Raw genomic sequence first — 22,867 nt, forward strand, 5'->3', positions numbered from 1 at the left:
GCGCTCCTGCCTTTCTTGTTGATTACCGCGCTTTCTCGGCGGCCAGTTCTTCCAGGTCGATATAGCGGTTGCCGATGCGCGGGTGCAGGCGGCCGCCGTCGGCGCAACCGAGCACGACGACGATTTCGTCGGCGCGCGGCGCGTCTTCGATACGCATTTCCAGGGTGATGTAGTGCGAGCGCAGGCCTTCGTCGTCCTTGTGCATCATCGGGATCTGGATCGAGGTGCCGGGGCCGCCGCGCTTGTTGGTGAAGCTCAGGTAGCTCTTGGCCTGGACCGCTTCGCGGTAGTGGTTGCCGAAGCGCAGGGTGTGGATCACCGCCGAGGCGTGTTCTATTTCACCGTCGGCACCGACCACCGCGGCCTTGCCGTAGGCTTCGATGCGTTCGGCACCGCCGATGGCGGCTACCAGGCGCTCGACCATCATGGCGCCGAGGTCGGAGCAGTGGGCGCGGATTTCCGGTTTCAGGTCTTCGACGAAACCCCGACCCAGCCAGGGGTTTTTCATGACCACGGCCAGGCCGACCATGGTCACCGGTTTGTCCGTGGCCTTGCCGCCTTCGATCAGGGTCTGTTCGGAATAGCTGACGATCTTGCGGATTTCGAAACTCATAAGGGGGCTCCTGGGTGCACGTTGATCAGATGGTATGATGGTATACCATAATATTGGCTGTGCAAGCCCCTCATGAAAGTTTGTCGGCGAGTGGTTTCTCGAACGCGCCGCAAAACTGTAGGAGCCGCGAGGGCGAGTCCTACAGTGGAAGGTTGTGCTGGCGGATCATCTCCATCAACTGCCGTAGCCCCGGCTGCGACTGGCGCTGGCTGGAGTAGTAGAGGCAGAACGGGGCGCCCATGCTCGACCAGTCCGGCATCACCTCCCGCAAGCTGCCGTCCTCGAGCTCCCGGGTGACGCGTTTTTCCAGGCAATAGGCAATCCCGACACCGGCCAGCGCCGCGTCGATCACCGCCTGGGTATCCGAGGCGGTCAGGGCTCCGGGGACATCCAGCCTGATCATTTGCGCGCCGTTGCCCAGTTCCCATTTGTAGGCGGTGTTGTCGCCCAGGCGCATCCGGATGCACGCATGCTCCAGCAGATCGGCGGGCTTTTCCGGGATGCCACGGCGGGCGAGATAGTCGGGGGAGGCAATCATGATCCAGCGCAACTCGCCGGTCAGCGGTACGGCAATCATGTCCTGGGGCACCGTCGCGCCATAGCGGATCCCGGCATCGAAACCTTCGGCGACGATATCCACCAGACGGTCCTCGACCTTCAGGTCCAGGTTGATCTGCGGGTAAGCCGCCATGAATTCGCCGAGCACCGGACTGACCAGCAGGCGGGCGGCGTCCCGCGGCACATTCAGGCGCAGCCGGCCGATCGGCGCATGGCGATAACGGTCGAGTTCGTCGAGGGCTTCCTGGATGGTGGCGAAACCGACGGCCAGCTTCTGCGCCAGCAAGGCACCGGCATCCGTGGGTTCCACCGAGCGGCTGTTGCGGTTGAGCAGCTTGACCCCGAGGCGGGTTTCCAGGTTGCGCAGGGTGTGGCTCAGCGCCGAGGTGGTGACCCCCAGTTCATGGGCGGCCTGGCGAAAGCTGCGGCGGCGGATGATGGCCATGAACACATTGAGGTCGGCCAGTTCGGACCGGTTGAAGGCTGCCATGTCGTGGCCTTTACGAGGAAAGAAGGTGAACGGGGTGTTGAGCCCTATTCAATCATGGATGACCTAAAATCATGATCCTTTTATGCTTCGAGTCTGTTGGAGATCATCATGAGCATCGAACACATCGCTATCGCCGGCATCGACAAACCGGTCTCGCGCATCGCCCTCGGCACCTGGTCCATGGGAGGCTGGATGTGGGGAGGCGCGGACGATGAGGTCTCGATCCAGACCCTGCGCCACGCCCTGGAACGCGGTATCAACCTGATCGATACCGCGCCGGTCTACGGCAAGGGGCATTCCGAAATCCTGATCGGCAAGGCCTTGAAGGGGGTACGCGACCAGGCGGTGATCGCCACCAAGGCCGGCTTGCAATGGGATGACGGTTCGGTGCGGCGCAACGCCACGGCGGCGCGGATTCGTCGGGAAGTCGAAGACTCCCTGCAGCGTTTGCAGACCGACTATATCGACCTCTACCAGATCCACTGGCCCGATCCGCTGGTCGAGCAGCAGGAGACCGCGTTGGAGCTGGAAAAACTGCGTCAGGAAGGCAAGATCCTGGCGGTGGGGGTGAGCAACTATTCGCCGACGCAGATGGACGAGTTCCGTGAATACACCGCGTTGGCGACGGTGCAGCCGCCTTACAACCTGTTCGAGCGGGCCATCGACAGCGACATCCTGCCCTACGCCAAGCAGCATTCGCTGGTGGTGCTGGCCTACGGTTCGCTGTGCCGCGGGTTGCTGACCGGTTCCATGAGTGCGGCGACGGCGTTCGGCAGCGACGATATCCGGGGTGTCGATCCGAAGTTCCGTGCCCCGCGTTTCGAGCAGTACCTGGCGGCCGTGGCGGCGCTGGACCTGTATGCCCGTGAACGGCATGGCAAATCGGTGCTGGCCCTGGCCTTGCGCTGGGTGCTCGACCAGGGGCCGACCATTGCCTTGTGGGGCGCGCGCAAGCCTGAGCAATTGAAGGGCATCGAAGATGCCTTTGGCTGGAGACTGTCGGCGGATGACCTGAAGCAGATCGACCAGATACTGCTCAATACCATCAAGGACCCGGTGGGCCCCGAGTTCATGGCGCCGGGTATCCGCGGCTAACGCCTGTCCATCAAGGCCGGACGCGTTTCCTGTAGGGGCCGGCTTGCTGGCGATTGCTGTCTTTCAGGCGACAGAGATGTCGACTATGAGATCGAATCGCCAGCAAGCCGGCCCCTACAAGGGTGCGGCGTTTCTTAGCGGCAGCCGGTCAGGGTGACCTTGCAGGTTGCCGGCGTTCCGCCCGATTGAGCGGCGAAGCGCTGGCAGTTACCGATGGCTTTCACGCTGGCGGTTTTCACGTTCGGCGCCCAGGCCAATCCGCCATCTCCCTGCGTCGGTACTGCCTGGGCATAACAGGCGTAACCGCCGACCGGGGTTTGCGATCCTCTCCCGGAACAGCCGGCGATCATTGAAAACCCGATCGCCAGCGTCAGCAGGCAGAACAGGGACGGGACGTTTCGTGAAACCTTTACGTTCATGGCAGTGTCGCTGTTGCGGAGTAAGTCCCGCCTATTGTCCCGCCTTATTGATGCGCCGGATAGTCCCGTTGCAGAGCCTGGTTCAGGGCCAGCACATTGACCCGCGACTCACCGAACACCCCCAGCGTCGGTCCCTGGGTATTGGCCTGGACCAGCGCCAGTACGTTATCCAGCGGCGCACCGCGTTGCTGTGCCACCCGGGTCGCCTGCAAGGCGGCGTTGGCCGGGCTGATGTCCGGGTCCAGGCCGGAGGCCGAGGTGGTCAGCATATCGGCGGGCAGGGTCTGGCCGGCCAATTCCGGTTGGGCCTGCTCCAGGGCATGTCGATCGGCGGTCAGCCGATCGCTCAAGGCCTGGCTGGTCGGCCCCAGGTTGGAACCCGAGGAACTGGCCGCGTTATAAGGCGACGGCACGGTTTTCAACGGGTCCTTGGGATCGGTGTCGGTGGTGGCTGATGGCCGCCCATGGAACCACTGCGGGGCATCCCATTGCTGGCCGATCAGCGCCGAGCCGATCACCTGGCCCTCGGGGGTTTTCACCAGGCTGCCATTGGCCTGGGAGGGGAACAGCAGCTGCCCGATCCCGGTGACGGCGAAGGGGTAGGCCAGGCCGCAGAGCACGAAGGTGACGGCTGTAACACGCAGGGCCGGTGACAAGAACTTGATCATGATCAGATCCTCCTACAGGAAGGGTGCCAGGCACAGGTCGATCAGCTTGATGCCGATAAAGGGCGCAATCAGCCCACCGACGCCGTACACCAGCAAGTTGCGATAGAACATGGTTTCCGCGCTTTTCGGCATGAAGTTGACCCCGCGCAAGGCCAGGGGAATCAGCGCCGGAATGATCAGGGCGTTGAAGATCAGCGCCGAGAGGATCGCGCTTTGCGGCGTGGCCAGGTGCATCAGGTTCAACGCCGCCAGGCCGGGCAGGGCGACCATGAACAGTGCCGGCAGGATGGCGAAGTACTTGGCCACGTCGTTGGCGATGGAAAAGGTCGTCAGGGCACCGCGGGTGATCAGCATGCGCTTGCCGATGGTGACCAGGTCCAGCAGCTTGGTCGGGTCGGAGTCCAGGTCGATGATATTCGCCGCCTCCTTGGCCGGCATGGTCCCGGTGTACATGGCCAGGCCGACATCCGCCTGGGCCAGGGCCGGGGCGTCGTTGGTGCCGTCGCCGGTCATGGCCACCAGGTGCCCGGCCGCCTGTTCGCTGCGGATCAGCTTGAGCTTGTCCTCGGGGGTGGCCTGGGCGACGAAATCGTCGAGGCCGGCCTGGGCCGCGATCACACTGGCGGTGGTCGGGTTGTCGCCGGTGACCATCACCGTGCGGATGCCCATGGCCCGGAGTTGCGCAGCCCGCTCGCGGATTCCCGGCTTGAGCACGTCGGAGAGGTTGATGATGCCGAGGATCCGCCCGTCGATGGCCACCGCCAGGGGCGTCGCGCCTTGCTGGCTGACGCCGAGGGCAAGGCGTTCGAGGTCGACGGGAATCTCGCTGCCGTAGCTGTCCCTGACGTAGTTGACCAGGGAGTCCACCGCACCCTTGCGCACCACGCGGCCATCGGCCAGATCGGAGCCGCTCATGCGGGTCTGCGCCGAGAAGTCCATGCCGACGGCTTGTTCCAGCCGGCTTTCTTCATGAATGCCCAGGGTCTTGGCATAGGCCGTGGTGGACTTGCCTTCCGGGGTGCTGTCGAACAGCGAGGCGAGGTAGGCCCCCTGTTGCAGCTCCTGGCGGGTGACGCCCTTGACCGGCAGGAACTCGGTGGCCTGGCGGTTGCCGATGGTGATGGTGCCGGTCTTGTCCAGCAGCAGGGTGTTGACGTCGCCAGCGGCTTCCACCGCCTTGCCGGACATCGCCAGCATATTGAAGCGCAACGTGCGGTCGATACCGGCAATACCGATGGCCGAGAGCAGGGCGCCGATGGTGGTGGGAATCAGCGCGACGATCAGCGCCACCAGGTCGGCGACGTTGATCTGCGCATTGAGGTAGCTCGCCACCGGGGCGATGGCGGTGACCACGATGACGAAGATCAGGGTCAGCACCGAGAGCAGCACGGTGAGGGCGATCTCGTTCGGGGTCTTCTGCCGTTTGGCGCCTTCCACCAGGCTGATCATGCGGTCGAGAAAGGTGTTGCCGGGAGACGCGGTGACCAGGATCACCAGCGAGTCGGAGATCACCTTGGTACCGCCGGTGACCGTCGAGTTGACGTCCGAGCCGGACTCCTTGATCACCGGTGCGGATTCGCCGGTGATCATCGACTCGTCGACATAGGCCGCACCTTCGACCACTTCGCCGTCCATGGGAATCAGTTCGCCACGGTTGACCTTGACCAGGTCGTCCTTGCGCAGCGAAGCCGCCGACACCACTTCCAGGCGGCCGTCAGAGAGCAGCCGCGTGGCATTGAGCTGTGTGGTGGTCTGGCGCAACGACGCCGCCTTGGCCTTGCCACGCCCCTCGGCCATGGCTTCGGCGAGGTTGGCGAACCACACCGTGATAAACAGGATGAAGGTCACCACGCCGTTGTACAGCGACGTGGCATTCGATGGGCCGAACAGCTGCGGGTTGATCGTCAGCGCGGCGGTCACCAGGGTGCCGATCCAGACCACGAACATGACCGGGTTCTTGATCTGCACCCGTGGATCGAACTTTTTCAGCGGCTCGACCAGGATCAGCCGCAGACGCTCCTGCCGGGTGTCCGTGCGTGGCGCCTTGCGGGCCGCAACAGGGGTCGACAGCGGGGCCAGTGGCAATGCTTTTTCAACTTTCATCTCAGTCTCCTCACCCTTAGAACAACAAGTGCTTGTTCATGGCGAAAAACTCGGCGATCGGTCCCAGGACCAGCGCCGGCAGGAAGGTCAGTGCGCCGACGATGACGATCGTCGCCAGCCACCAGATGCCGAACATCGGGGTATCGGTACGCAGGGTGCCTATATTGGGCTGCAAGGTCGGCTTGGCGGCCAGGGAGCCGGCGACCGCCATCAGGAAGATGATCGAAGGGTAGCGACCGATCACGATCACGCAGGCAATGGCGATGTTGTACCAGGGCGTATTGGCGTTCAGGCCACCGAAGGCCGAGCCGTTGTTGGCCGCGGCGGAGGTGAAGGCATAGAGCACTTCCGAGTAGCCATGTACTCCGGCGTTGCCCAGCGAGGCCACGCCGTAGGGCATCACCATCGACCAGGCCGAAGGCGCGAGGATCACCAGGGGGTGAATCAGCATGGCCAGCGAGACCAGGATGATTTCGCGTTTCTCGATCTTCTTGCCGAGAAATTCCGGGGTGCGCCCGACCATCAGGCCGGCGACGAAGATCCCGATCAGGCCGTAGATCAGGAAGTTGAGGAAGCCCACGCCCTTACCGCCGAAGACGCATTGCAGCATCATCTGCACCAGGGTCGAGAGGCCGCCCAGCGGAGTGAAACTGTCGTGCATCGAGTTGATCGCGCCGGTGGTGAACGCCGTGGTGTAAGCGGCGAACAGCCCGCTCTGGGCGATCCCGAAACGGACTTCCTTGCCCTCCATATTGCCGCCGGCCTGCAGGGCGCTGGCGTGGGTGTCGATACCCAACTGGCTCAGCAGCGGCGTGCCGGCCTGTTCCGGAATCACGCAGAGCAGCAGGAAACCCACCAGCATCAGGGCCATGACGCTGTAGATCACTGTGCTCTGGCGATGGTTCTTGATCATATGGCCGAACATCACCACCAGGGCGGCGGGCAGGCTGGCCATCAGCAGGATCAGCACGAAGTTGGTCAGGGCATTGGGGTTTTGGAACGGGTGCGCGGCGTTGACGTTGAAGAAACCGCCACCGTTGGTGCCGAGGTTTTCGATGGCTTCCTGGGCGGCGACGGGCCCCAGGGTCAGGGTCTGGTGGCCGCCTTGAAGGGTGTCGGTCACCAGGCTGGCATCCAGGGTCTGGGGTACGCCTTGCCAGATCAGGAACAGGCTCAGCACCAGCACCACGGGCAGCAGCACCCGGGTGATGAAGCGGATCAGGTCGCGGTAGAAGTTGCCCAGATTGGCCCCGCCATCGGTGACCAGCAAGGCGCGAATAAAGGCGATCGCCACCACGAAGCCGGTCGCCGCCGAGGTGAACATCGGAAAGGTGATGGCCGCCATCTGGCTGAAGTTGGACAGGGTGCTTTCGCCGCCGTAACTCTGCCAGTTGGTGTTGGTAATAAAACTGATGGCGGTGTTGAACGCCTGCATCGGTTCCATGCCGGCGAAATGCTGCGGGTTGAGCGGCAGGACATTCTGGAAGATCAGTACCAGGTAGATGAGCAGGGCCATCACCAGGTTGGTCGCCAGCATGTGCAGGGTGTAGCTTTTCCAGTTCATCGCCTGGCTGCAGGCCTGTTTGCCGATCAGCCGGTAGAGCAGGTTGTCCACCGGGTCGAGCACCCGGTCGAGCACGGTTTTCTGATCAGTCACCACCCTGGCCAGATAACGTCCCACCACCAGGCTCAGTGCCAGTGTGGCGATCAAGGTAATAATGATTTGTAGCCAGAGGTGTGACATTGCATTAACTCCTGAATCAGCGGACTTTTCTGGCGTGCGCTATTAACAGAAACAGGCAGTCAGAACTTTTCCGGATTGATAACGGCGTAGAACAGGTAGATCACTACGCCGACCACCAGCGCCAGTAACAGATCAATGGCCATGTCGAGTATTCCTTCTTGTCGTGCGGGAGTGGACAGCGGGCGAAGAGCACCCGCTGCATTGCTTTAAGTCTGTCGGCCAGCGGCTTTCAGGATCAGTTGCGGCTGTGCCGGTTTGGCAGCACAGGCTTGATATCCGGGGTTTTCGAGGGCGTGATGACGTTGTCGGCAAAGTAGACGACCAGCCCGCACAACAGATAGAAGCCGATGATCGCTGCAAACAGGAGTGCGCTGAATAACATGATGTCAGTCCTCGATACCTGTGGCGTTAGTGGGCACTTTCAATCGGCTTTACCGATCTCGGTGGGTACAGTTCAAGTATAAGTAGAGGATTATTCGGGTCTGATAAGGCCTGTGTCTTTTTAGGGTTTGGCGCTATCAATTTTCCGTAAAGAAACTTGGCGAATCGATGCGTTGGGTCCTAACTGATCTCAAGGCTGTAAACAAAGCATTCAAGGTGGCGGTCATGCTCAAACTGGAACAGCTGGCACAGGGGATTATCGGGCCCGCGCGCGATCCATTGGCTCCCGATACACGCGCCCATACGCTGCTGGTCGGCCTGCTGGCCTGGGCGGGCCTCGGTGCCAGTGGCCTGGCTTCGGTCAGTTATGGCCCGGAGCGGGCCTACCTGGCGCTGGGGGCCCATCCTGAACTGGGGGTGTTCCTGGCCCTGGCGACGCTGCTGACCGTCTGGGTCCTGTCGCTGGCCTATCGTCAGGTGGTCGAGCTGTTTCCTTCGGGTGGCGGCAACTACAAGATCGTCTCGAAACTGCTGGGTCCCAGGCTCGGGTTGGTGGCCGGCTGCGCCTTGCTCGTCGACTATGTGCTGACCATTGCGGTTTGCCTGGCCAGTGGCACCGATGCGTTGTTCAGCCTGTTGCCGGTTGATTGGCAGAGCCACAAACTGGTGGTGGAAATCGGCCTGGTGCTGCTGCTGATCCTGTTGAATCTGCGCGGTATCGCCGACTCGATCCGCTTGCTGCTGCCCCTGACGCTGGGGTTTGTCCTGGTACACGTGGGGCTGATCGTCTATGGCGTTGCGTCGAAAGCCGGTGACCTGACGGGCACGCTGGTCCGCAGCTCCGCTGACACCGTGGCATTGTCCGGGGATATCGGCTGGCCTTTGCTGGTGGCGTTGTTCCTGCGGGCTTATTCCCTTGGGGGGAGTACCTACGCCGGGTCCGAGGCGATTGCCAACAACGTCAATCTATTGGCCGAGCCCCGGATCAAGACCGGTCGTACCGCGTTGCTCTCGGTGGGCTTTTCCCTGGCGTTCATGGCCGGCGGCATGATTCTTCTGTACAGCCTCTGGGGCGCGCAACCGACCTATGGGCAGACCCTGAACGCGGTGGTGTTCAAGGCCGTTATCGAGCAACTCGGGATTGCCCCGGGCGCCAGTCATGCGCTGCTCCTGCTGACCCTGGCGCTGGAAGGCGCGATTGTCTTCGTGGCGGCCAATTCGATCCTGATCTTCGCCCCCTCGCTGCTCGGCCGCATGGCTGCCGACTCCTGGCTGCCGCACCGTTTCTGCAACCTGTCGAACCGCCTGGTCAAGCAGAACGGGGTGGTTTTCGTGGGGGCCTGCGCGCTGCTGATCCTGCTGTTATCGCGGGGCTCGCTGGGGCTGCTGGTGGTGCTCTATAGCATCAATGTGTTTCTCAGCCTGGCCCTGGCCAAAGCCGGGCTGTGCCGCCACTGGTGGCAGCATCGCCGCGAAGGGCCTTGGCTCGGGCGGATGCTGGTGTCGGTCACGGGCTTTTGCGTGGCCTCGGGCATCCTGCTGGTGACCCTGACGGAAAAGTTCTTCGAAGGCGGTTGGGCGACCCTTTGCCTGACCCTGCTGGTGATCGGCGGCTGTGCCCTGGTCCGGCACCACTACACCAAGGTGGAAAACCTGCGCACGCAGATGGATACCGAGTTCACCCTGCCGGCACAGGTGCTGGCAACCGTCACCCGCGTCGAGCCCACGCCAGATGCGCCGACGGCGGTGATCCTGGCCACCGAACATTGGGGCGCGGCGATCCATACCTTGCTCTGGGTGCAGCGGCTGTTCCCGAATCGCTTTGCCAATGTGGTGTTCGTCGGCATCGTCAAGGTGGAGGGGCATGTGTGGGGGCGGATCGACGGTGTGCAACGGCGCAAGACCCGCCTCGACGAGTCCATGGATCAGTTGGAGGCCTTCTGTGCCCAGGCCGGTATCAGCGCGACACGGCGGATCGGCTACGGCACCGACCCGGTCGCCGAACTGCAGAAGCTGCTCGGCGAAGCGACCCGGCATTACCCTGGCTGCGTGTGTTTCAGCAACAAGCTGATCCTGCAGGACAGCTGGGGCTTCAGCGAGTGGCTGCACAATCAGACTCCCCTGTTGTTGCAACGCCGGCTGCACCTGGATGGTATTCCCCTGGTGATTCTGCCCCTCAGGTTGAACGGGGCCGAGCACAAGAGTGTGATGGCCTGAGTGCTGCGAATTCTCTGAATTGCATTAAATGTAAAAAATAGACAGTTTGTATAAGTCTGGGTATGCTCTGTCCAAGGCCTGCTGTCCCTGACGCAAAGGCCGTGACTTGAATCGACCTGGGGAATAACGCATGGCCACACTTCCGGATTTCCGCCTGGAAACCTACTTTTCCAAGTGGGAGTTTTCCGCGCGCTACCATATGACCGCATCCGATGCGCAAAGCCTGACCATCAAGGAGTTGCTGGCGCTGGCCGATGCGCCGGATCGCGAAGCTTTCGAGACGCTATCCCTGGGCTACACCCAGACCTTCGGCGCGCCCGAATTGCTGGAGGTGATCGCCTCGACCTACGAGCGCCTGGCCCCGGCCGATCTGCTCTGCTTCGCCGGGGCTGAGGAAGGGCTCTATGTGGCCATGCATGCACTGCTGGACAAAGGCGACCACGCCATCGTGGTAACCCCCAACTACCAGTCCTCGGAAACCATCCCCTTGAGTCTCTGCGAGGTCACCGGCGTGGCCCTGGACCCGGAGCAGGGCTGGACGCTGGATATCGACGCGGTGGCGGCGGCGATCCGCCCCAACACCCGGCTGATCTCCATCAATTTCCCCCATAACCCCACCGGCAAGATCCTTGAACGCGAGCGTTTCGATGCCCTGGTCGACCTGTGTCGCCAGCACGGGATCTACCTGTTCAGCGACGAGGCCTATCGTTTGCTGGGCTTGGGTGAGGGCGGGCAGTTGCCGGCGGTGGCCGATGTCTACGAACGTGGCCTGTCCCTGGCGGTGATGTCCAAGCCCTACGGTTTGCCGGGGCTGCGGATCGGCTGGATCGCCTGCCAGGACCGCGCCTTGCTGTCGCGCATGGAGCGCATGAAGCATTACCTGTCGATCTGTAACGCCGGCCCGAGTGAAGTGCTGGCACGGATCGCGCTCAAGGCCCGTGAGCCGATCCTGGCGCGGATTCACCAGTTGATGCGTCACAACCTCACGCTGCTGGATGGATTCTTCCGCGAGTTTGAAGCGTTGTTCGATTGGTATCGCCCTGATGGCGGCTGCATTGCCTACCCGCGTTACCTGGGGGCCGAAGGGGTCGAGCGTTTCGCCACCGACCTGGTGGAGCGCACTGGCGTGCTGTTATTGCCGTCGAGCATCTACGAGTCGGCGCTGGGGCCAGTGCCCCGGGATCGCTTCCGTATCGGCTATGGCCGGGCGCATATGGAGGAGGGGTTGGAAGTGTTTGCCAACTACCTGCGCGGTCGCCGCCCATGAGCCCGATAGCGTTGCCGGTCTACGGTCTGGGCGAGTTGCGCGACGTCCTGCTGCGCAAGGACATGCTGCGGGTGGTGCGTGAGGCCTTTATCCGTCACGCCGAGGGTGAAGTCGTCGCGCCCCGGGGCGGTGAGTTGCTGTTCCAGGATCCGCCGGGGGACTGTCATATCAAGTTCGGCCATTTTCGCGGTGGCCAGGTGTTTGTGGTCAAGGTGGCGATGGGGTTCTATGAGAATGCCGCCAAGGGCCTGGAGACCAATAATGGCTTGATGCTGGTCTTCGATGCACGGACCGGGGCGACGCTGGCGGTGCTCAATGACGAGGGCTGGTTGACCAGTTGGCGCACCGCTGCCGCCGGCGCGCTGGCGGCCAGGGCTGGTGCGCCGTCGCGGGTCACGGCGCTGGGCATTGTCGGTAGCGGCCATCAGGCCGAGCACCAGGCGCGCTGGGCCGCCGAGATGCTGGGTATCGACCGTGTATTTATCTGGGGACGCAGCCCGGACAAGGCCGCGCGACTGGCGGCCAGCCTCAGCCATCAAGGCCTGATCGCCCAGGCACTGCCGAGCGTGGAGCAGTTGTTCGAGCGTTGCAACGTGGTGATCACCTGCACGCCTTCGACCGAGGCGCTGGTCCCGGCTTCGGCGGTACGGCCCGGTACCCATATCGTCGCGCTGGGGGCCGACAGCCTCGGCAAGCAGGAGCTGGACCCGGCGATCCTGGCCCGGGCGCGGGTGATCATGACCGATGATCGTCATCAGTGCGCTGAGCGGGGTGAGTTGGCCCATGCCCTGGCGGCGGGGTGGGTGAGTGCCGGGGTCGATGTCTCGCTGGGGCAAGTGCTGGCGGGCAGGGTCCCGGGGCGTTTCAGCGAGGAGGATGTGACCGTGGCCGACCTGACGGGGCTGGCAGCCCATGACATCGCCATTGCCAGCCTGGCGATCGAGTCGCTGCGCAGCGCGGAGCGCTAGGCGCCGGGGGCGCTCTCGCCACCAAGCTCGCTCCTGCAGAGGGCATTGCGTACAATTCCCGCTTATTTTCAATGGCCCGGCTCCCCTATGGTCGATATCGCCTTTATGAACGCCGCCGCCGAAGGCTTCGCGGCGCTGCTGTTTCCCGACCTCGAAGCGGTGGTCCACGATGTCCGCAGCGGGCGGATCACCCACATCGCCAATGGCTTCTCCCGGCGCAAGGTCGGCGATCCCTCGTTGCTCGACGACCTCGGTGAGCTGGAGCAGGGCACGGACGTTATCGGTCCCTACGAAAAGAACGGCGCCAACAACCGCCAACTGCGTTCCATCAGCATCGCCGCGCGCGCCGACAACGGCGAGATCGTCGCCCTGCTGTGCCTGAATTTCGATGTCACGGCCCTGTCCCAGGTGCAGAAGCTGCTCAGCGGCTTTGCCGTCGGCACCCAGCCGCAGCCGCGTCCACAGGCCCTGTTCAACGCCGACTGGCGGGAAAAACTCAACGATATCGTCGAAGCCATCTCGGCCCGCCAATGCGTGCGCCGAAGTGATTTCGGTCGCGTCGAAATCCGTCTGGCACTGATCGAGGCCAAGGCCGGCGGGCTGCTGGATGTCCGCAATTTCGTCGATTATTTCGCTGAGTACTTCGAGATTTCCCGGGCGACGGTTTACAACTACCTGAAAGCCATTGCCACCGACGACGGAAACGGGTGATCCAGTGGGCGCATTAATGGCATCATGGCGGACTGTCGAGGTGCACGAGCTTGTGCGCTTATCTTTCGAGCCTGGAGAGTTGATGAATGGCTGTGCAGCAAACCCTCACCGTGATCCCGCCGAACGCGTCCCTGAACGGAAAGGTGACGCCGCCCGGTTCGAAATCGATCACTAACCGGGCCTTGTTGCTCGCCGCCCTGGCCAAGGGCACCAGCCGCCTGTCCGGCGCGCTGAAAAGCGATGACACCCGCCATATGTCCACCGCCCTGCGGCAGATGGGCGTGCAGATCGACGAGCCGGACGAGACCACCTTCGTGGTCACCGGCAACGGCAAGCTGCAAGTGCCGGAACAACCGCTGTTCCTCGGCAATGCCGGGACCGCGGTGCGCTTCCTGACCGCGGCAGTGACCACGGTGAACGGTCGTGTGGTGCTGGACGGCGACCACTATATGCGCAAGCGCCCGATCGGCCCGCTGCTTGAGGCCCTGCAACGCGGCGGCCTGGACGTCGCCAGCGAAACCGGCTGCCCGCCGGTGATCGTGAACGGTCGTGGCGGCGTGCAGGCCAAACGTTTCGAAATCGACGGCGGCCTGTCCAGCCAATACGTATCGGCCTTGCTGATGCTGGCGGCCTGCGGCGAGGCCCCGATCGAAGTGGCCCTGACCGGCAAGGACATCGGTGCCCGTGGTTACGTCGACCTGACCATCGCCTGCATGCAGGCTTTCGGTGCCCAGGTCGAAGTACTCGACGAAACCCTCTGGCGTGTTGCCGCCACCGGCTACCAGGCCTGTGACTACCGCATCGAGCCGGACGCATCGGCGGCCACCTACCTGTGGGCGGCGCAAGCCCTGACCGACGGTCATATCGACCTGGGCGTGGCCGGTGAAGACTTTACCCAGCCGGACGCCAAGGCACTGGAGGTGATCCAGCAGTTCCCGCACATGCCCGCCGTGATCAACGGTTCGCAGATGCAGGACGCGATCCCGACCCTGGCGGTGCTGGCGGCGTTCAATAAAACCCCGGTGCGCTTTGTCGAGCTGGCGAACCTGCGGGTCAAGGAATGCGACCGGGTCCAGGCGCTGTTCGATGGCCTCAACGGCATTCGTCCGGGCCTGGCGAGCGTGGAGGGTGACGACCTGCTGGTCGCCGCCGATCCGGCCCTGGCCGGCACCACCTGCGATGCCCTGATCGACACCCACTCCGACCATCGCATCGCCATGTGCTTTGCCCTGGCCGGTTTGAAAGTCGCCGGTATCCGCATCCAGGACCCCGATTGCGTGGCCAAGACCTACCCGGATTACTGGAAGGCCCTGGCCTCGCTGGGTGTGCAGTACGCCTGACCGATTCGATCAGGCCTGGACCAGCGCCAGGCCCTGATCGTTGATATGGACGGCGACCTGGCGGTAATCAGCCAGCACCTGGTGCGGGGTTTCCATCGGGTGGGCATGGGTCGCACTGATCACCACCACCCGTGCCTCAGCGGTTTCTCCCGCGGTAATGCCCGCCGGGGCATCTTCAAATACCAGACAGTCTTGTGGGCGAACGCCCAGGCGTTGCGCTGCCAGCAGGTAGCAGTCGGGTGCCGGCTTGCCGTGGGCGATATCTTCGGCGGTGATCACCAGTGGTGGGAAGTCCAGGCCGGCAGCGGCCATCCGCCGTTCGGCCAGGGCCCGCGGCGCCGAGGTGACAATCGCCCAGCGCTCCGGCGGCAGGCTGGCGAGAAAGGCTTTCGCGCCTTCGATGGCGATCACGCCTTCGACGTCGTCGATCTCGGCCTGGGTGATCGCCGCTGCTTCACGCTCGGGATCGACGCCCTGCAGGTTCTGGCGGCGCACGGTTTCGATACTGCGTACACCGTGAATGGTCTGCAGGAAGGCTTCCACATCGAGGCCGTGGCGCTCTGCCCATTGGGCCCAGACGCGCTCGGCGCTGGCGATGGAGTTGAGCAGGGTTCCGTCCATATCGAATAGAAACGCCGCGAATCGCTGACCTTCAACCATCTCCGTTCTCCACTGTCAGCCCTTGTCGCAGGGCAAAGGCAGCATGCTAGCACGGGATTTTCCATTGTCTTTGCCGGTGCGCGGAGCAGGTCGACGGCTTGTTCAAGCGGTCTGGCCGTTGCCCGCTGGTTCGGTTGGCCATGTGATGCTGGGCAGTGCTTCGAACTGCGGGCGGGCGAACAGGTAGCCCTGGAAGAGTTCGACGCCAAGGCGGCGGAGCTGGAGATACTCCTCTTCGCTTTCGACACCCTCGGCGATCACCCGTATGTCGAGAGATCGACACATGCCCAGCACGCTGTCGGTGATGACCTGCCTGACTCGGTCATCATGGATATTTCGGATAAGCTCCATGTCCAGCTTGATGATGTCGGGTTGAAACTCGGCGAGAAAACAGAGCCCGGAATAACCTGCACCAAAGTCATCGATGGCGGTCTTGAAGCCTTGTTTTCTATATTCCAGCATAATTTGCTTGATATGCTGCTTATCAACCAGGTACTCGTTTTCGGTGACTTCGAAGATAATTTGATTCGTCGGGAAGTTGAAGCGCCTTGCCGCTTCCAGCGTGGCACGGATGCAGGCCGCCGGCTGGTACACCGCATTGGGTAGGAAGTTGATACTGAGATAGCAAGGCATTGCGAGTCGAGCGGCCAGTTCGACAGCCTTTACCCGGCATGCCTGGTCGAATGCATAACGATTGCTTTCAGAAACCTGGCTCAAAATGCTCTGGGCTCCACTTCCGTCGAGTCCGCGTACCAAGGCTTCGTAGGCAAATACCTGGTGCGCGCGCGCATCAACGATTGGCTGGAATGCCATGCTGAAGTCGAACTCCAGAGCGGTGCCCTCTTTACAAGCCAGACAGCTTGCGGATGAACCGTGGGGCGTGTTCATAGCGATTCGCTCGTGCTGTTGAAAAAAGTCCAACCCCTTGCTTGTGGCTGCTGCAGCCAGCCGTTCAAACGCAGGATAAGGGGGGCGCCGATTTTGATCGCGCCTGAGCGCCAGCCTTCGGCCTTGATGCGGCGCCAAGACACGATGTGTTCAATGCCTGCAATATTTGCGGGTTTGCAGAGCATAGTCCTTTTTCGTCCTGGTCAAGGTGATTGGATGATGGCGCTTTGATCTCATCTCGGCAGGGGAGGCATATCTGTACGAGTGTTTATTTTTGTATAGGAATTTTTCGAGTAAGTCGTTCATTCTGTGTCGATTTTTGGCGGCTATCGTTTTTGATCGGTTATGCCCGGGAGGTGCGCGTTGTTCTCCCGAGCTCGGCATCGAGCCGATGCACAGTGTTGAATTTGAGTCGGCTTGCTCGAGATTTGCCGGTTTTATGCTTGTTTTAGGCTCAATTTCCAGATTTTTCCGTCACTCTGCCTGCCACTCTGATTCGCCTATCTCTCGATAGGAGTCGAATTGAAGCCTGCCGGGCAAAACATTTACAAATATTATTTTCTGTATAGTATTTCGGGTGTTCTCCTGAAGTTTTCCGGAGTCTACGAGGTGTTGGAGCATGCGAATCCTGCTGATGGCGCTTTGTTGCTTCTTGCTGGGCAGTTGCGGCAACGTCGAAGTCGATCACTACGCCGCCGAACGTCCCTCGCTCGATCTGGTGCGCTTCTTTTCGCAACCGGTGGAGGCCTGGGGGATCTTCCAGAAACGTTCGGGGGAGGTGGTCAAGAGATTCCATGTACAGATCGCCAGCCGTCGCGAAGGTGAACAGCTGATTCTCGACGAACATTTCCTCTATAGCGACGGCAGCCGCCAGCAGCGGGTCTGGACCCTGACCCCGGGGGGCTCCGGGCACTGGACCGGCCGTGCCGCCGATGTGGTCGGCGAGGCGCACGGCGAAGTAGCGGGTAACGCCCTGCGCTGGCGCTATCAGATGAACCTGCCGGTGGACGGTTCGACCTGGGAGGTGAGCCTGGACGACTGGATGTACCTGATGGATGAGGACACCTTGATCAATCGCTCGAGCATGAGCAAGCTCGGCGTCGAACTGGGTCAGGTGACCCTGTTTTTCCGCCGGCAGCCGGTGGTGCCGCAATGAACCTTCAGACGTTGAGTGAATGGGCCGCCGAAGGGCGTGTCCAGGAACTGGAACTGCTCTCGCTGGAGGGCGGCTTCTACTTGCTGCGAGCCCGGCTGGAGCAGGGCATGAGCACCTTGCTGGATGCGCGCGGCGAAGTGCTGCGGCTGCGTTCCACAAGTCACGTGCGTGAGTTGTTGTGCGAGTTGCCGTCGCTACCCTGTGTGCTGGTTCAGCACGTCGTCCACGACGAGATGTGCGGTATGCGTGACGGTCCCATCGAGCCCCTGCGCCTGCCATTTTCTCTGACACCACCCTGGTGACGGCAGTTGTCCGGTGGCGCGTAAGCAACATGCCGGCACGGGTTTTTCGAATATTTTTCAGCGGGTCGTGGAATAACTCGGCGTGGCGCTCGTCGGACTAGGGCAAGCCACTTTGTACTAGCGCAATGGCCGACAAGGCTGGGCGATAACCCGAATCCCGAGTGAGATGAATCCCATGAAATTTGCGAAAGTACCTTCCCTGTTGGCGGCCGTCTCCCTGGCCTGCATGACCCTGGCGATGGCCGGCAGCGCGACGGCGGCCCCGGCTCCGGCAGCGGCTCCCGTGCACAATATCGTTCTGGTCCACGGTGCGTTTGTGAATGGCGCGGGCTGGAAGCCGGTCTATGACATCCTGGTCAAGGACGGTTACCACGTCTCGGTGGCGCAGCATCCGCTGACCGCTTTCAACGATGACGTGACGGCGGTCAAGCGGATCCTGGCGATGCAGGACGGCCCGACCATTCTTGTCGGCCACAGCTACGGCGGCGCGGTGATTTCCGATGCCGGTACCGACGACCACGTGGTGGGCCTGGTCTACATCGCTGCCCATGCCCTGGATATCGGTGAAACCGAAGCCGCCAACGGCAAGCTTTATCCGAATTTGACCAAGGCCGTGAAGAAAACCGCGGACGGCTTCCTCTACCTGGATCCGGCGTTCTATGCCGCGGATTTCGCGGCTGACCTGCCCAAGGCCCAGGCTGAATTCGAAGCCAATGCCCAGTCCCTGACCTCGGCCTCGGTGTTTACCACCGCCGCTACTTCGGCCGCCTGGAAAACCAAGCCGAGCTGGTACGCCGTGGCAAAAGCCGATCGCATCATCAACCCGGACCTGGAGCGCATGTACGCCAAGCGCGCCAACAGCCACACCATTGAAATCGCCGGTGCCAGCCATTCGGTCTACGAGTCCCACCCCAAGGAAGTGGCCGCGCTGATCGAACAGGCCGCGAAACACGCGCTGGACGCCAAGTAATCGCTGTATGGGCGACACCAATCCTGTGGGAGCTGGCTTGCCGGCGATGAACGATAACGCGGATTGGCAGAGACACCGCGTCGCCTGAATCGCCGGCAAGCCGGCTCTCACAGGGTGGTGGGGCGGCAAGCTATCCTGGCATTGCCTACACTTGAATTGACAGCCCGGATGGTCCGGGCTGCTGATGCGAGGTGCGTATGGATACTCAACCTGCTTCCCCGTTCACGGCGTTTGCGTACCGGTGCGTCCAGGCCATGCCCTGGCGCCAGGTGCCGATCCCGGATGAGGATCAAGAGCCGCTCAGTGAGAGCCCGAGCAACGAAACCGACCCCCAGGTGCCGCCGCAAACCTGGAAACACCCCGACGATGGCAAAAGCCTGTCGGAGCTTGACGAAGAACTTCCGCTCAAACCCTGAGACACACGGCCCGGCGCAAAGCCGGGCTGTGCTGTTCGTCTGTCGCTGAAAAACCGGACACAAGCAGCGCCGCTCCTGTTGCGAATGCGATCCTTTGACTTGAAGGTGCTGGGGCAAGGGCTCATGATCGCTCACGACTTCATCTCCCTTTTCCAGGAAATGCCATGAACCATGAAATCCGTGTTGTTGCCATTCTTCGCGCCAAGCCGGGCAGGGCAGCGGAACTGGAACCCCATCTGAAGGCCTGCGTCGTGCCGTCCCGCGCCGAACCGGGTTGCCGTGAATATATCCTGCATGTCGACCAGGCCGACCCCGAGCGTTTCATCTTCGTCGAGCGCTGGATCGATCAGGCCGCCATCGAACACCACCGCGGTACCGCGCACTACAAGGCGATGGCCGCGGCGATCGGTGATTTGTTGAGTGAGCGCCAGGTCCTGCTGTTGGATGAGGTCCCTGGGCAGTAAAACTGATGATGAACCTGGCGTGCAAGCACCAGGTTCATTGCCGGTGGCTTAGAAGCGCACCGTCGCGCCGGTGGTGAGCCAACGGTCGTGGTCGCCCGACAGGTGCTGACCGGCCACCAGGTCGATGTCGAGATTTTTCCCTATATGCAGGCGCGGTCCGGCCTGCCATCCCTGGTCGCCGCCTTGTTGGCCGAAACGCTCGGCCACCAGGGTCAGCGACTTCAGTACATCGTATTCCATACCGCTGCCCCAGGTCCGGCCCTCGCTGGGCGCGCCGTCGTTGTGGGCGTGGTACCAGCCGGCACTGACGGTCAGGCGCAAGGCTTCGAAAGGCGTGTAGGTCAGTGGCAGTGCGACGTCGGCGCCGTCGAAGGCATGCCGGCGATCCGTGGCAACGTGGGCCTGGGTCAGCACCGCGGCTTCGAGCCCCAGGTCTTCCCGAGTGAAAATAGAGGCCTTGAGGTGCGGGCTGAGCATCGTCGTGTGCTCGCCGTCGTCGCGGCTGCGGTTGATGTCGGCACCGAGCTGCACGGCGGGCAGGCCGGTCGGCGTGCAGTCCGCCGAAAGCACGGTTTCGCCGCTGGCGGCGTGGTGTCGACCGCTTTTGTACCAGGTGTCGATATTGCACTGGCCGGGGTCGTTGATCCCGCCATCATCGACGACGTACGAGCCGCCGGCCGCATGGGCCTTGGAGTAGAGCGAAAGCAGCAGGAAGGTGCCGAAGGTGGCGCCGACAAGGACCACCGCGCGTTGCAGGGAACGGCGCTGGGCCGGTGGCAGGTGCTTAAGCAGGGAGCTGGAAACCGTCGGCGTTGGCCGGGCGGTGGTCGTTCGGCTGGTGTGGCGAGAAGTGGATTTTTTCATGGCAGGCCTCGGTGATCAGGTGCTCACGGGAGCGCGCGTCGGGGGCGCGTCGTCGTGAAACGGGCAAAGGGGTGTGGAGGTCGTGGTGGTGTCCGTTACAACTGGGTTCTTCATTCATGCTTGATGCTCCTTCGGGGTGAGCGGCCGGTTGGCCGCGTGCAGGCAATGGCCTGGCCTTTACCGAGATAAAGGCCGGGCAGGGGTGTTGCTTGAAAAAGGCATTGAACAGGTGGTTCAGTCGTCCAGTGACAGGATGCCGATGCCCATGGCCCTGGCCCGGGCCACCAGCTCTTCGGTGTCGTGGCCGCCGGGAAAGGCGATCACCAGATCTGGCTCGCTGTCCATCAGCATGAACTGGTTACGCCGGCGTTCGGCCTGCTTGCCATAGAGCTGCCAATTGGACGGATAACGCACCAGGTGCGTGCCGTTTTCCCGGGCCCAATCCTCGACTTCACTGCCCAGGAACTGGTTGCCGCCATGGATCAGGACGCTGATCTTGCGGGTCTGGTGATAGGCCTCCAGCACCTTGCGGCACATCGCCGCGTTCAGGTAGTAGCGCCCGGCGCAGATCAGGACGCGCATGGGTAGTTATCCTTGTCGAGCAGGGTTTCGTCGTTGAGTTCAAGGGCGTGCACAGGTCCTGGTGCCGGCTCGTTCGCGCCCGGGGGGCGGGTTTCCAGGACGCGTTCTCCCGAGCGTTCGAGAACCGGGTAGGCGAGTGCCGCGATGTGATGGTGCACGCGCCGGTAATCGCGCAGCACCCGCTGGAAAATATCCCCCGATTCGGCCCAGGTGCTCTTGTCGGCGCTGAGCTTGCGAAAGTGTTCGCGGCTGGCGCCGGCTTCCAGGCGACGAATCACTTCCTTGCGCTCCACCAGGCGATGCGCCGTGACGATGTCTTCGCGCAGGAACACGGTGACCGCCAGGCTCAGGCTTTCGCGCAGTTCTTCATGCAGCGGATAGATATGCCCCAGTTCGAACTCCGAGAAGCGTTCGCCACGACGCCGACGGCGCGCCGCCAACTGGGCGAGGTTGGTGGAGAGAATGTCGCCGGCATGCTCCAGGTTGATCACGAACATGAGGATTTCCTGGGCGCGGTCGGCATCCTCGTCGCTCAGGCCGTCCTGGCCGATATCCGCGAGGTAGGCGCGGATCGCCGCGCTGAGCAGATCCAGGGACTGGTCGAGCTGGCGGATATCCTCGGCCGATACTTCGCCGGGTTTCTGGAACAGCTGCAGTACCCGGTCGAGCATCACCGAGAGCATGTCGGCAACGCGCAGGGCTTCACGCACTGCATTCGAAAGGCCGATATTGGCCACTTCCAGGCCGGCTTCGTCGAGGTACTGCGGCATGCCCGGGTCGGCGGCCTGCTCGGGTGCCGGCAGCAGGCGGGTCAGCCCGTTGGCGAGCCAGTCCACCAGGCCGATAAAGCCCAGGCCCAGGAGCAGGTTGAAGGCGATATGCAGGTAGACCACCAAATGTGCGGGGGCGATGGCGGTAACGGCCAGGCTCTTGCCCAGCAGGGAGGCGAACGGCAGCACCAGCACCGCGCCGAACAAGCGCACCAGCAGATTGCCCAGGGGCAGGCGTCGAGCGACCGGAGTGCCAGCGTTCATCACCGACGGCAAGGCGCCGCCGATATTGACACCGAGCACCAGCGCCAGGGTGGTCAGCGGTGACATCACGCCGGTGCTGGCCAGTGAGGCGATCAACAGGATCACCGCGACGCTGGAGTGGCACATCCAGGTCAGCAACACTGCCACCAGCAAGGCGATCAGCAGATCGCCGTCGAGGCCTTGCATGACCACATGGAACAGCGGTGTGCTTTCCATCTGCCCTAGGGCGGCACCCAGCAGGCTCAGCGACAGCAGCATCAGGCCGAGGCCGATCAGCGCGCAGCCGACGCTTTCATAACGCGAGTCGTCGCGCAGGCGGAACACCACGAAGCCCGCCAACAGCACCAGGGGGATGGCGATCGAGGTGTCGAAACTCAACAGTTGCACGACCAGGGTCGAGCCGATATTGGCCCCCAGCATCACCGCCAGCGCCGGAGCGAGACTGAGGGTGCCGGCGGCGGTGAAAGAGCTGGCCATCAGGCTCACCGCGGTACTGCTTTGCAGCACGGTGGTGATGCCGATGCCGCAGAGCAGGGCCTTCCAGCGCTTATCGAGATTGCGGCCCAGGCCGTTGCGCAGCTGGGTGCCGAAGCCACGCAGCAGGGCGGTTGAAATCATGTGGGTGCCCCATAGCAACAAGGCTATGGCGCCGGCGAGGTGGATCAACAGAGCGGTTCCAGACATGAGGATTCTCCACGTACTGGTTTTTTACTTTCTGGGTGGGCGCAGCAACCTCACCGAGACACGGCTGATGGTGCTGGAGAACGCCAGCAGGTAGCGCATTTCGATAGCGGTCAGGGTCCCGCGAACATAGAGCTTTACAGTGACCCGCCTGACCACTTTTGCCGCTTTGGTCAGGAACAGGACCGACAGCGCCCGATAGCTGTAGTCGAGAACGGCGAGGAACTGGCTGAGTGGTTCCATGGTGGACTCCGGGGGATGGCCGGGTTATCGGTG

Annotated in this window: 26 protein-coding genes; 11 read left to right on the forward strand and 15 right to left on the reverse strand. The window is 62.6% G+C overall.

Annotated elements, in window-relative coordinates:
• Window positions 1-22: 22 nt before the first annotated feature.
• Both CWE01_RS27785 and CWE01_RS27790 read right to left on the reverse strand, forming a co-directional pair.
• Window positions 23-613 carry an amino acid synthesis family protein gene (locus CWE01_RS27785; RefSeq protein WP_100943758.1) on the reverse strand — a complete coding sequence of 197 codons (591 nt, stop codon included), beginning with the start codon at window positions 611-613 and terminating at the stop codon, window positions 23-25.
• 139 nt (window positions 614-752) lie between these two features.
• A complete protein-coding gene (locus CWE01_RS27790; protein WP_100943759.1) occupies window positions 753-1,661 on the reverse strand; it encodes a LysR family transcriptional regulator in 909 nt (302 codons plus the stop codon).
• 108 nt (window positions 1,662-1,769) lie between these two features.
• On the opposite strand from CWE01_RS27790, the gene CWE01_RS27795 reads away from it, so the two are divergent.
• Window positions 1,770-2,756, forward strand: a complete 987-nt coding sequence (locus CWE01_RS27795) for an aldo/keto reductase (RefSeq protein WP_100943760.1) — start codon at window positions 1,770-1,772, stop codon at window positions 2,754-2,756.
• A gap of 134 nt (window positions 2,757-2,890) precedes the next feature.
• On the opposite strand, the gene CWE01_RS27800 is transcribed toward CWE01_RS27795, so the two are convergent.
• The 6 genes from CWE01_RS27800 to CWE01_RS33405 all read right to left on the reverse strand — a co-directional run bounded on the left by CWE01_RS27800 (window position 2,891) and on the right by CWE01_RS33405 (window position 8,072).
• A complete protein-coding gene (locus tag CWE01_RS27800; RefSeq protein ID WP_100943761.1) occupies window positions 2,891-3,175 on the reverse strand; it encodes a hypothetical protein in 285 nt (94 codons plus the stop codon).
• A 44-nt stretch (window positions 3,176-3,219) separates the two neighbouring features.
• Window positions 3,220-3,843: a potassium-transporting ATPase subunit KdpC gene (kdpC, locus tag CWE01_RS27805; RefSeq protein WP_100943762.1), complete on the reverse strand. Its 624-nt coding sequence runs from the start codon at window positions 3,841-3,843 to the stop codon at window positions 3,220-3,222.
• 12 nt (window positions 3,844-3,855) lie between these two features.
• Window positions 3,856-5,946 carry a potassium-transporting ATPase subunit KdpB gene (kdpB, locus tag CWE01_RS27810; protein ID WP_100943763.1) on the reverse strand — a complete coding sequence of 697 codons (2,091 nt, stop codon included), beginning with the start codon at window positions 5,944-5,946 and terminating at the stop codon, window positions 3,856-3,858.
• A gap of 16 nt (window positions 5,947-5,962) precedes the next feature.
• The gene (gene kdpA, locus CWE01_RS27815) at window positions 5,963-7,690 is read right to left on the reverse strand and encodes a potassium-transporting ATPase subunit KdpA (protein ID WP_100943764.1); all 1,728 of its coding nucleotides are present in this window, start codon (window positions 7,688-7,690) and stop codon (window positions 5,963-5,965) included.
• 59 nt (window positions 7,691-7,749) lie between these two features.
• Window positions 7,750-7,833, reverse strand: a complete 84-nt coding sequence (gene kdpF / locus CWE01_RS34405; RefSeq protein ID WP_100943765.1) for a K(+)-transporting ATPase subunit F — start codon at window positions 7,831-7,833, stop codon at window positions 7,750-7,752.
• A 92-nt stretch (window positions 7,834-7,925) separates the two neighbouring features.
• The gene (locus CWE01_RS33405) at window positions 7,926-8,072 is read right to left on the reverse strand and encodes a hypothetical protein (protein ID WP_157815287.1); all 147 of its coding nucleotides are present in this window, start codon (window positions 8,070-8,072) and stop codon (window positions 7,926-7,928) included.
• Window positions 8,073-8,296: 224 nt separating this feature from the next.
• Here CWE01_RS33405 and CWE01_RS27825 point away from each other — a divergent pair, with 224 nt between their 5' ends.
• The 5 genes from CWE01_RS27825 to CWE01_RS27845 all read left to right on the forward strand — a co-directional run bounded on the left by CWE01_RS27825 (window position 8,297) and on the right by CWE01_RS27845 (window position 14,574).
• A complete protein-coding gene (locus tag CWE01_RS27825; protein WP_100943766.1) occupies window positions 8,297-10,288 on the forward strand; it encodes an APC family permease in 1,992 nt (663 codons plus the stop codon).
• A 130-nt stretch (window positions 10,289-10,418) separates the two neighbouring features.
• Window positions 10,419-11,555, forward strand: coding sequence for an aminotransferase class I/II-fold pyridoxal phosphate-dependent enzyme (locus CWE01_RS27830; RefSeq protein ID WP_100943767.1), 1,137 nt, complete (start codon window positions 10,419-10,421; stop codon window positions 11,553-11,555).
• Window positions 11,552-12,523, forward strand: a complete 972-nt coding sequence (locus CWE01_RS27835) for an ornithine cyclodeaminase (RefSeq protein ID WP_100943768.1) — start codon at window positions 11,552-11,554, stop codon at window positions 12,521-12,523. The genes CWE01_RS27830 and CWE01_RS27835 overlap by 4 nt, the downstream gene beginning before the upstream one ends.
• An 87-nt stretch (window positions 12,524-12,610) precedes the next feature.
• Complete coding sequence (locus tag CWE01_RS27840) at window positions 12,611-13,234, forward strand: transcriptional regulator (RefSeq protein WP_100943769.1); 624 nt, start codon at window positions 12,611-12,613, stop codon at window positions 13,232-13,234.
• Window positions 13,235-13,320: 86 nt separating this feature from the next.
• Window positions 13,321-14,574: a 3-phosphoshikimate 1-carboxyvinyltransferase gene (locus CWE01_RS27845; protein ID WP_100943770.1), complete on the forward strand. Its 1,254-nt coding sequence runs from the start codon at window positions 13,321-13,323 to the stop codon at window positions 14,572-14,574.
• A 9-nt stretch (window positions 14,575-14,583) separates the two neighbouring features.
• On the opposite strand, the gene CWE01_RS27850 is transcribed toward CWE01_RS27845, so the two are convergent.
• The 3 genes from CWE01_RS27850 to CWE01_RS27860 form a co-directional block, all read right to left on the reverse strand.
• Window positions 14,584-15,234, reverse strand: coding sequence for an HAD family hydrolase (locus tag CWE01_RS27850; RefSeq protein ID WP_100943771.1), 651 nt, complete (start codon window positions 15,232-15,234; stop codon window positions 14,584-14,586).
• Window positions 15,235-15,336: 102 nt separating this feature from the next.
• Window positions 15,337-16,122, reverse strand: a complete 786-nt coding sequence (locus tag CWE01_RS27855; protein WP_218176870.1) for an EAL domain-containing protein — start codon at window positions 16,120-16,122, stop codon at window positions 15,337-15,339.
• Complete coding sequence (locus tag CWE01_RS27860) at window positions 16,119-16,307, reverse strand: hypothetical protein (protein WP_100943772.1); 189 nt, start codon at window positions 16,305-16,307, stop codon at window positions 16,119-16,121. Before CWE01_RS27860 ends, CWE01_RS27855 begins: the two co-directional genes overlap by 4 nt.
• A 434-nt stretch (window positions 16,308-16,741) precedes the next feature.
• Here CWE01_RS27860 and CWE01_RS27865 point away from each other — a divergent pair, with 434 nt between their 5' ends.
• The 5 genes from CWE01_RS27865 to CWE01_RS27880 all read left to right on the forward strand — a co-directional run bounded on the left by CWE01_RS27865 (window position 16,742) and on the right by CWE01_RS27880 (window position 19,430).
• Window positions 16,742-17,278: a DUF3833 domain-containing protein gene (locus CWE01_RS27865; RefSeq protein ID WP_100943773.1), complete on the forward strand. Its 537-nt coding sequence runs from the start codon at window positions 16,742-16,744 to the stop codon at window positions 17,276-17,278.
• A complete protein-coding gene (locus CWE01_RS27870; RefSeq protein WP_100943774.1) occupies window positions 17,275-17,580 on the forward strand; it encodes a DUF6482 family protein in 306 nt (101 codons plus the stop codon). Before CWE01_RS27865 ends, CWE01_RS27870 begins: the two co-directional genes overlap by 4 nt.
• Window positions 17,581-17,755: 175 nt before the next feature.
• Window positions 17,756-18,550: an alpha/beta hydrolase gene (locus CWE01_RS27875; RefSeq protein WP_100943775.1), complete on the forward strand. Its 795-nt coding sequence runs from the start codon at window positions 17,756-17,758 to the stop codon at window positions 18,548-18,550.
• Between the two features lie 197 nt (window positions 18,551-18,747).
• Window positions 18,748-18,966, forward strand: a complete 219-nt coding sequence (locus tag CWE01_RS33410) for a hypothetical protein (RefSeq protein WP_157815288.1) — start codon at window positions 18,748-18,750, stop codon at window positions 18,964-18,966.
• Window positions 18,967-19,130: 164 nt separating this feature from the next.
• Window positions 19,131-19,430 carry a putative quinol monooxygenase gene (locus CWE01_RS27880; protein WP_100943776.1) on the forward strand — a complete coding sequence of 100 codons (300 nt, stop codon included), beginning with the start codon at window positions 19,131-19,133 and terminating at the stop codon, window positions 19,428-19,430.
• A 48-nt stretch (window positions 19,431-19,478) separates the two neighbouring features.
• Here CWE01_RS27880 and CWE01_RS27885 read toward each other — a convergent pair whose 3' ends face one another.
• The 4 genes from CWE01_RS27885 to CWE01_RS27900 all read right to left on the reverse strand — a co-directional run bounded on the left by CWE01_RS27885 (window position 19,479) and on the right by CWE01_RS27900 (window position 22,834).
• Window positions 19,479-20,294, reverse strand: a complete 816-nt coding sequence (locus CWE01_RS27885; RefSeq protein ID WP_256579426.1) for a hypothetical protein — start codon at window positions 20,292-20,294, stop codon at window positions 19,479-19,481.
• A gap of 234 nt (window positions 20,295-20,528) precedes the next feature.
• Window positions 20,529-20,876 carry a DUF2493 domain-containing protein gene (locus CWE01_RS27890; RefSeq protein ID WP_100943777.1) on the reverse strand — a complete coding sequence of 116 codons (348 nt, stop codon included), beginning with the start codon at window positions 20,874-20,876 and terminating at the stop codon, window positions 20,529-20,531.
• The gene (locus CWE01_RS27895) at window positions 20,864-22,594 is read right to left on the reverse strand and encodes a Na/Pi cotransporter family protein (protein WP_100943778.1); all 1,731 of its coding nucleotides are present in this window, start codon (window positions 22,592-22,594) and stop codon (window positions 20,864-20,866) included. The genes CWE01_RS27890 and CWE01_RS27895 overlap by 13 nt, the downstream gene beginning before the upstream one ends.
• Window positions 22,595-22,618: 24 nt before the next feature.
• Complete coding sequence (locus CWE01_RS27900) at window positions 22,619-22,834, reverse strand: hypothetical protein (protein ID WP_100943779.1); 216 nt, start codon at window positions 22,832-22,834, stop codon at window positions 22,619-22,621.
• Window positions 22,835-22,867: the final 33 nt, after the last annotated feature.

The sequence above is a fragment of the Pseudomonas sp. QS1027 genome (assembly GCF_002814235.1).
In the GTDB taxonomy this organism is placed as follows: domain Bacteria; phylum Pseudomonadota; class Gammaproteobacteria; order Pseudomonadales; family Pseudomonadaceae; genus Aquipseudomonas.

What these genes read in the sequence shown, in the direction of transcription:
- kdpC (WP_100943762.1), bottom strand. Translation starts at nt 3,843, where the DNA reads ATGATCAAGTTCTTGTCACCGGCCCTGCGTGTTACAGCCGTCACCTTC.
- kdpA (WP_100943764.1), bottom strand. Translation starts at nt 7,690, where the DNA reads ATGTCACACCTCTGGCTACAAATCATTATTACCTTGATCGCCACACTG.
- CWE01_RS27830 (WP_100943767.1), top strand. Translation starts at nt 10,419, where the DNA reads ATGGCCACACTTCCGGATTTCCGCCTGGAAACCTACTTTTCCAAGTGG.
- CWE01_RS27880 (WP_100943776.1), top strand. Translation starts at nt 19,131, where the DNA reads ATGAACCATGAAATCCGTGTTGTTGCCATTCTTCGCGCCAAGCCGGGC.
- CWE01_RS27835 (WP_100943768.1), top strand. Translation starts at nt 11,552, where the DNA reads ATGAGCCCGATAGCGTTGCCGGTCTACGGTCTGGGCGAGTTGCGCGAC.
- CWE01_RS27860 (WP_100943772.1), bottom strand. Translation starts at nt 16,307, where the DNA reads ATGCTCTGCAAACCCGCAAATATTGCAGGCATTGAACACATCGTGTCT.
- CWE01_RS27865 (WP_100943773.1), top strand. Translation starts at nt 16,742, where the DNA reads ATGCGAATCCTGCTGATGGCGCTTTGTTGCTTCTTGCTGGGCAGTTGC.
- CWE01_RS27790 (WP_100943759.1), bottom strand. Translation starts at nt 1,661, where the DNA reads ATGGCAGCCTTCAACCGGTCCGAACTGGCCGACCTCAATGTGTTCATG.
- CWE01_RS27845 (WP_100943770.1), top strand. Translation starts at nt 13,321, where the DNA reads ATGGCTGTGCAGCAAACCCTCACCGTGATCCCGCCGAACGCGTCCCTG.
- CWE01_RS27840 (WP_100943769.1), top strand. Translation starts at nt 12,611, where the DNA reads ATGGTCGATATCGCCTTTATGAACGCCGCCGCCGAAGGCTTCGCGGCG.
- CWE01_RS27900 (WP_100943779.1), bottom strand. Translation starts at nt 22,834, where the DNA reads ATGGAACCACTCAGCCAGTTCCTCGCCGTTCTCGACTACAGCTATCGG.
- CWE01_RS27895 (WP_100943778.1), bottom strand. Translation starts at nt 22,594, where the DNA reads ATGTCTGGAACCGCTCTGTTGATCCACCTCGCCGGCGCCATAGCCTTG.
- CWE01_RS27870 (WP_100943774.1), top strand. Translation starts at nt 17,275, where the DNA reads ATGAACCTTCAGACGTTGAGTGAATGGGCCGCCGAAGGGCGTGTCCAG.
- CWE01_RS27825 (WP_100943766.1), top strand. Translation starts at nt 8,297, where the DNA reads ATGCTCAAACTGGAACAGCTGGCACAGGGGATTATCGGGCCCGCGCGC.
- CWE01_RS27850 (WP_100943771.1), bottom strand. Translation starts at nt 15,234, where the DNA reads ATGGTTGAAGGTCAGCGATTCGCGGCGTTTCTATTCGATATGGACGGA.
- CWE01_RS27855 (WP_218176870.1), bottom strand. Translation starts at nt 16,122, where the DNA reads ATGAACACGCCCCACGGTTCATCCGCAAGCTGTCTGGCTTGTAAAGAG.
- kdpB (WP_100943763.1), bottom strand. Translation starts at nt 5,946, where the DNA reads ATGAAAGTTGAAAAAGCATTGCCACTGGCCCCGCTGTCGACCCCTGTT.
- CWE01_RS27800 (WP_100943761.1), bottom strand. Translation starts at nt 3,175, where the DNA reads ATGAACGTAAAGGTTTCACGAAACGTCCCGTCCCTGTTCTGCCTGCTG.
- CWE01_RS27890 (WP_100943777.1), bottom strand. Translation starts at nt 20,876, where the DNA reads ATGCGCGTCCTGATCTGCGCCGGGCGCTACTACCTGAACGCGGCGATG.
- CWE01_RS27875 (WP_100943775.1), top strand. Translation starts at nt 17,756, where the DNA reads ATGAAATTTGCGAAAGTACCTTCCCTGTTGGCGGCCGTCTCCCTGGCC.
- kdpF (WP_100943765.1), bottom strand. Translation starts at nt 7,833, where the DNA reads ATGGCCATTGATCTGTTACTGGCGCTGGTGGTCGGCGTAGTGATCTAC.
- CWE01_RS33410 (WP_157815288.1), top strand. Translation starts at nt 18,748, where the DNA reads ATGGATACTCAACCTGCTTCCCCGTTCACGGCGTTTGCGTACCGGTGC.
- CWE01_RS27885 (WP_256579426.1), bottom strand. Translation starts at nt 20,294, where the DNA reads ATGAAAAAATCCACTTCTCGCCACACCAGCCGAACGACCACCGCCCGG.
- CWE01_RS27795 (WP_100943760.1), top strand. Translation starts at nt 1,770, where the DNA reads ATGAGCATCGAACACATCGCTATCGCCGGCATCGACAAACCGGTCTCG.
- CWE01_RS33405 (WP_157815287.1), bottom strand. Translation starts at nt 8,072, where the DNA reads ATGTTATTCAGCGCACTCCTGTTTGCAGCGATCATCGGCTTCTATCTG.
- CWE01_RS27785 (WP_100943758.1), bottom strand. Translation starts at nt 613, where the DNA reads ATGAGTTTCGAAATCCGCAAGATCGTCAGCTATTCCGAACAGACCCTG.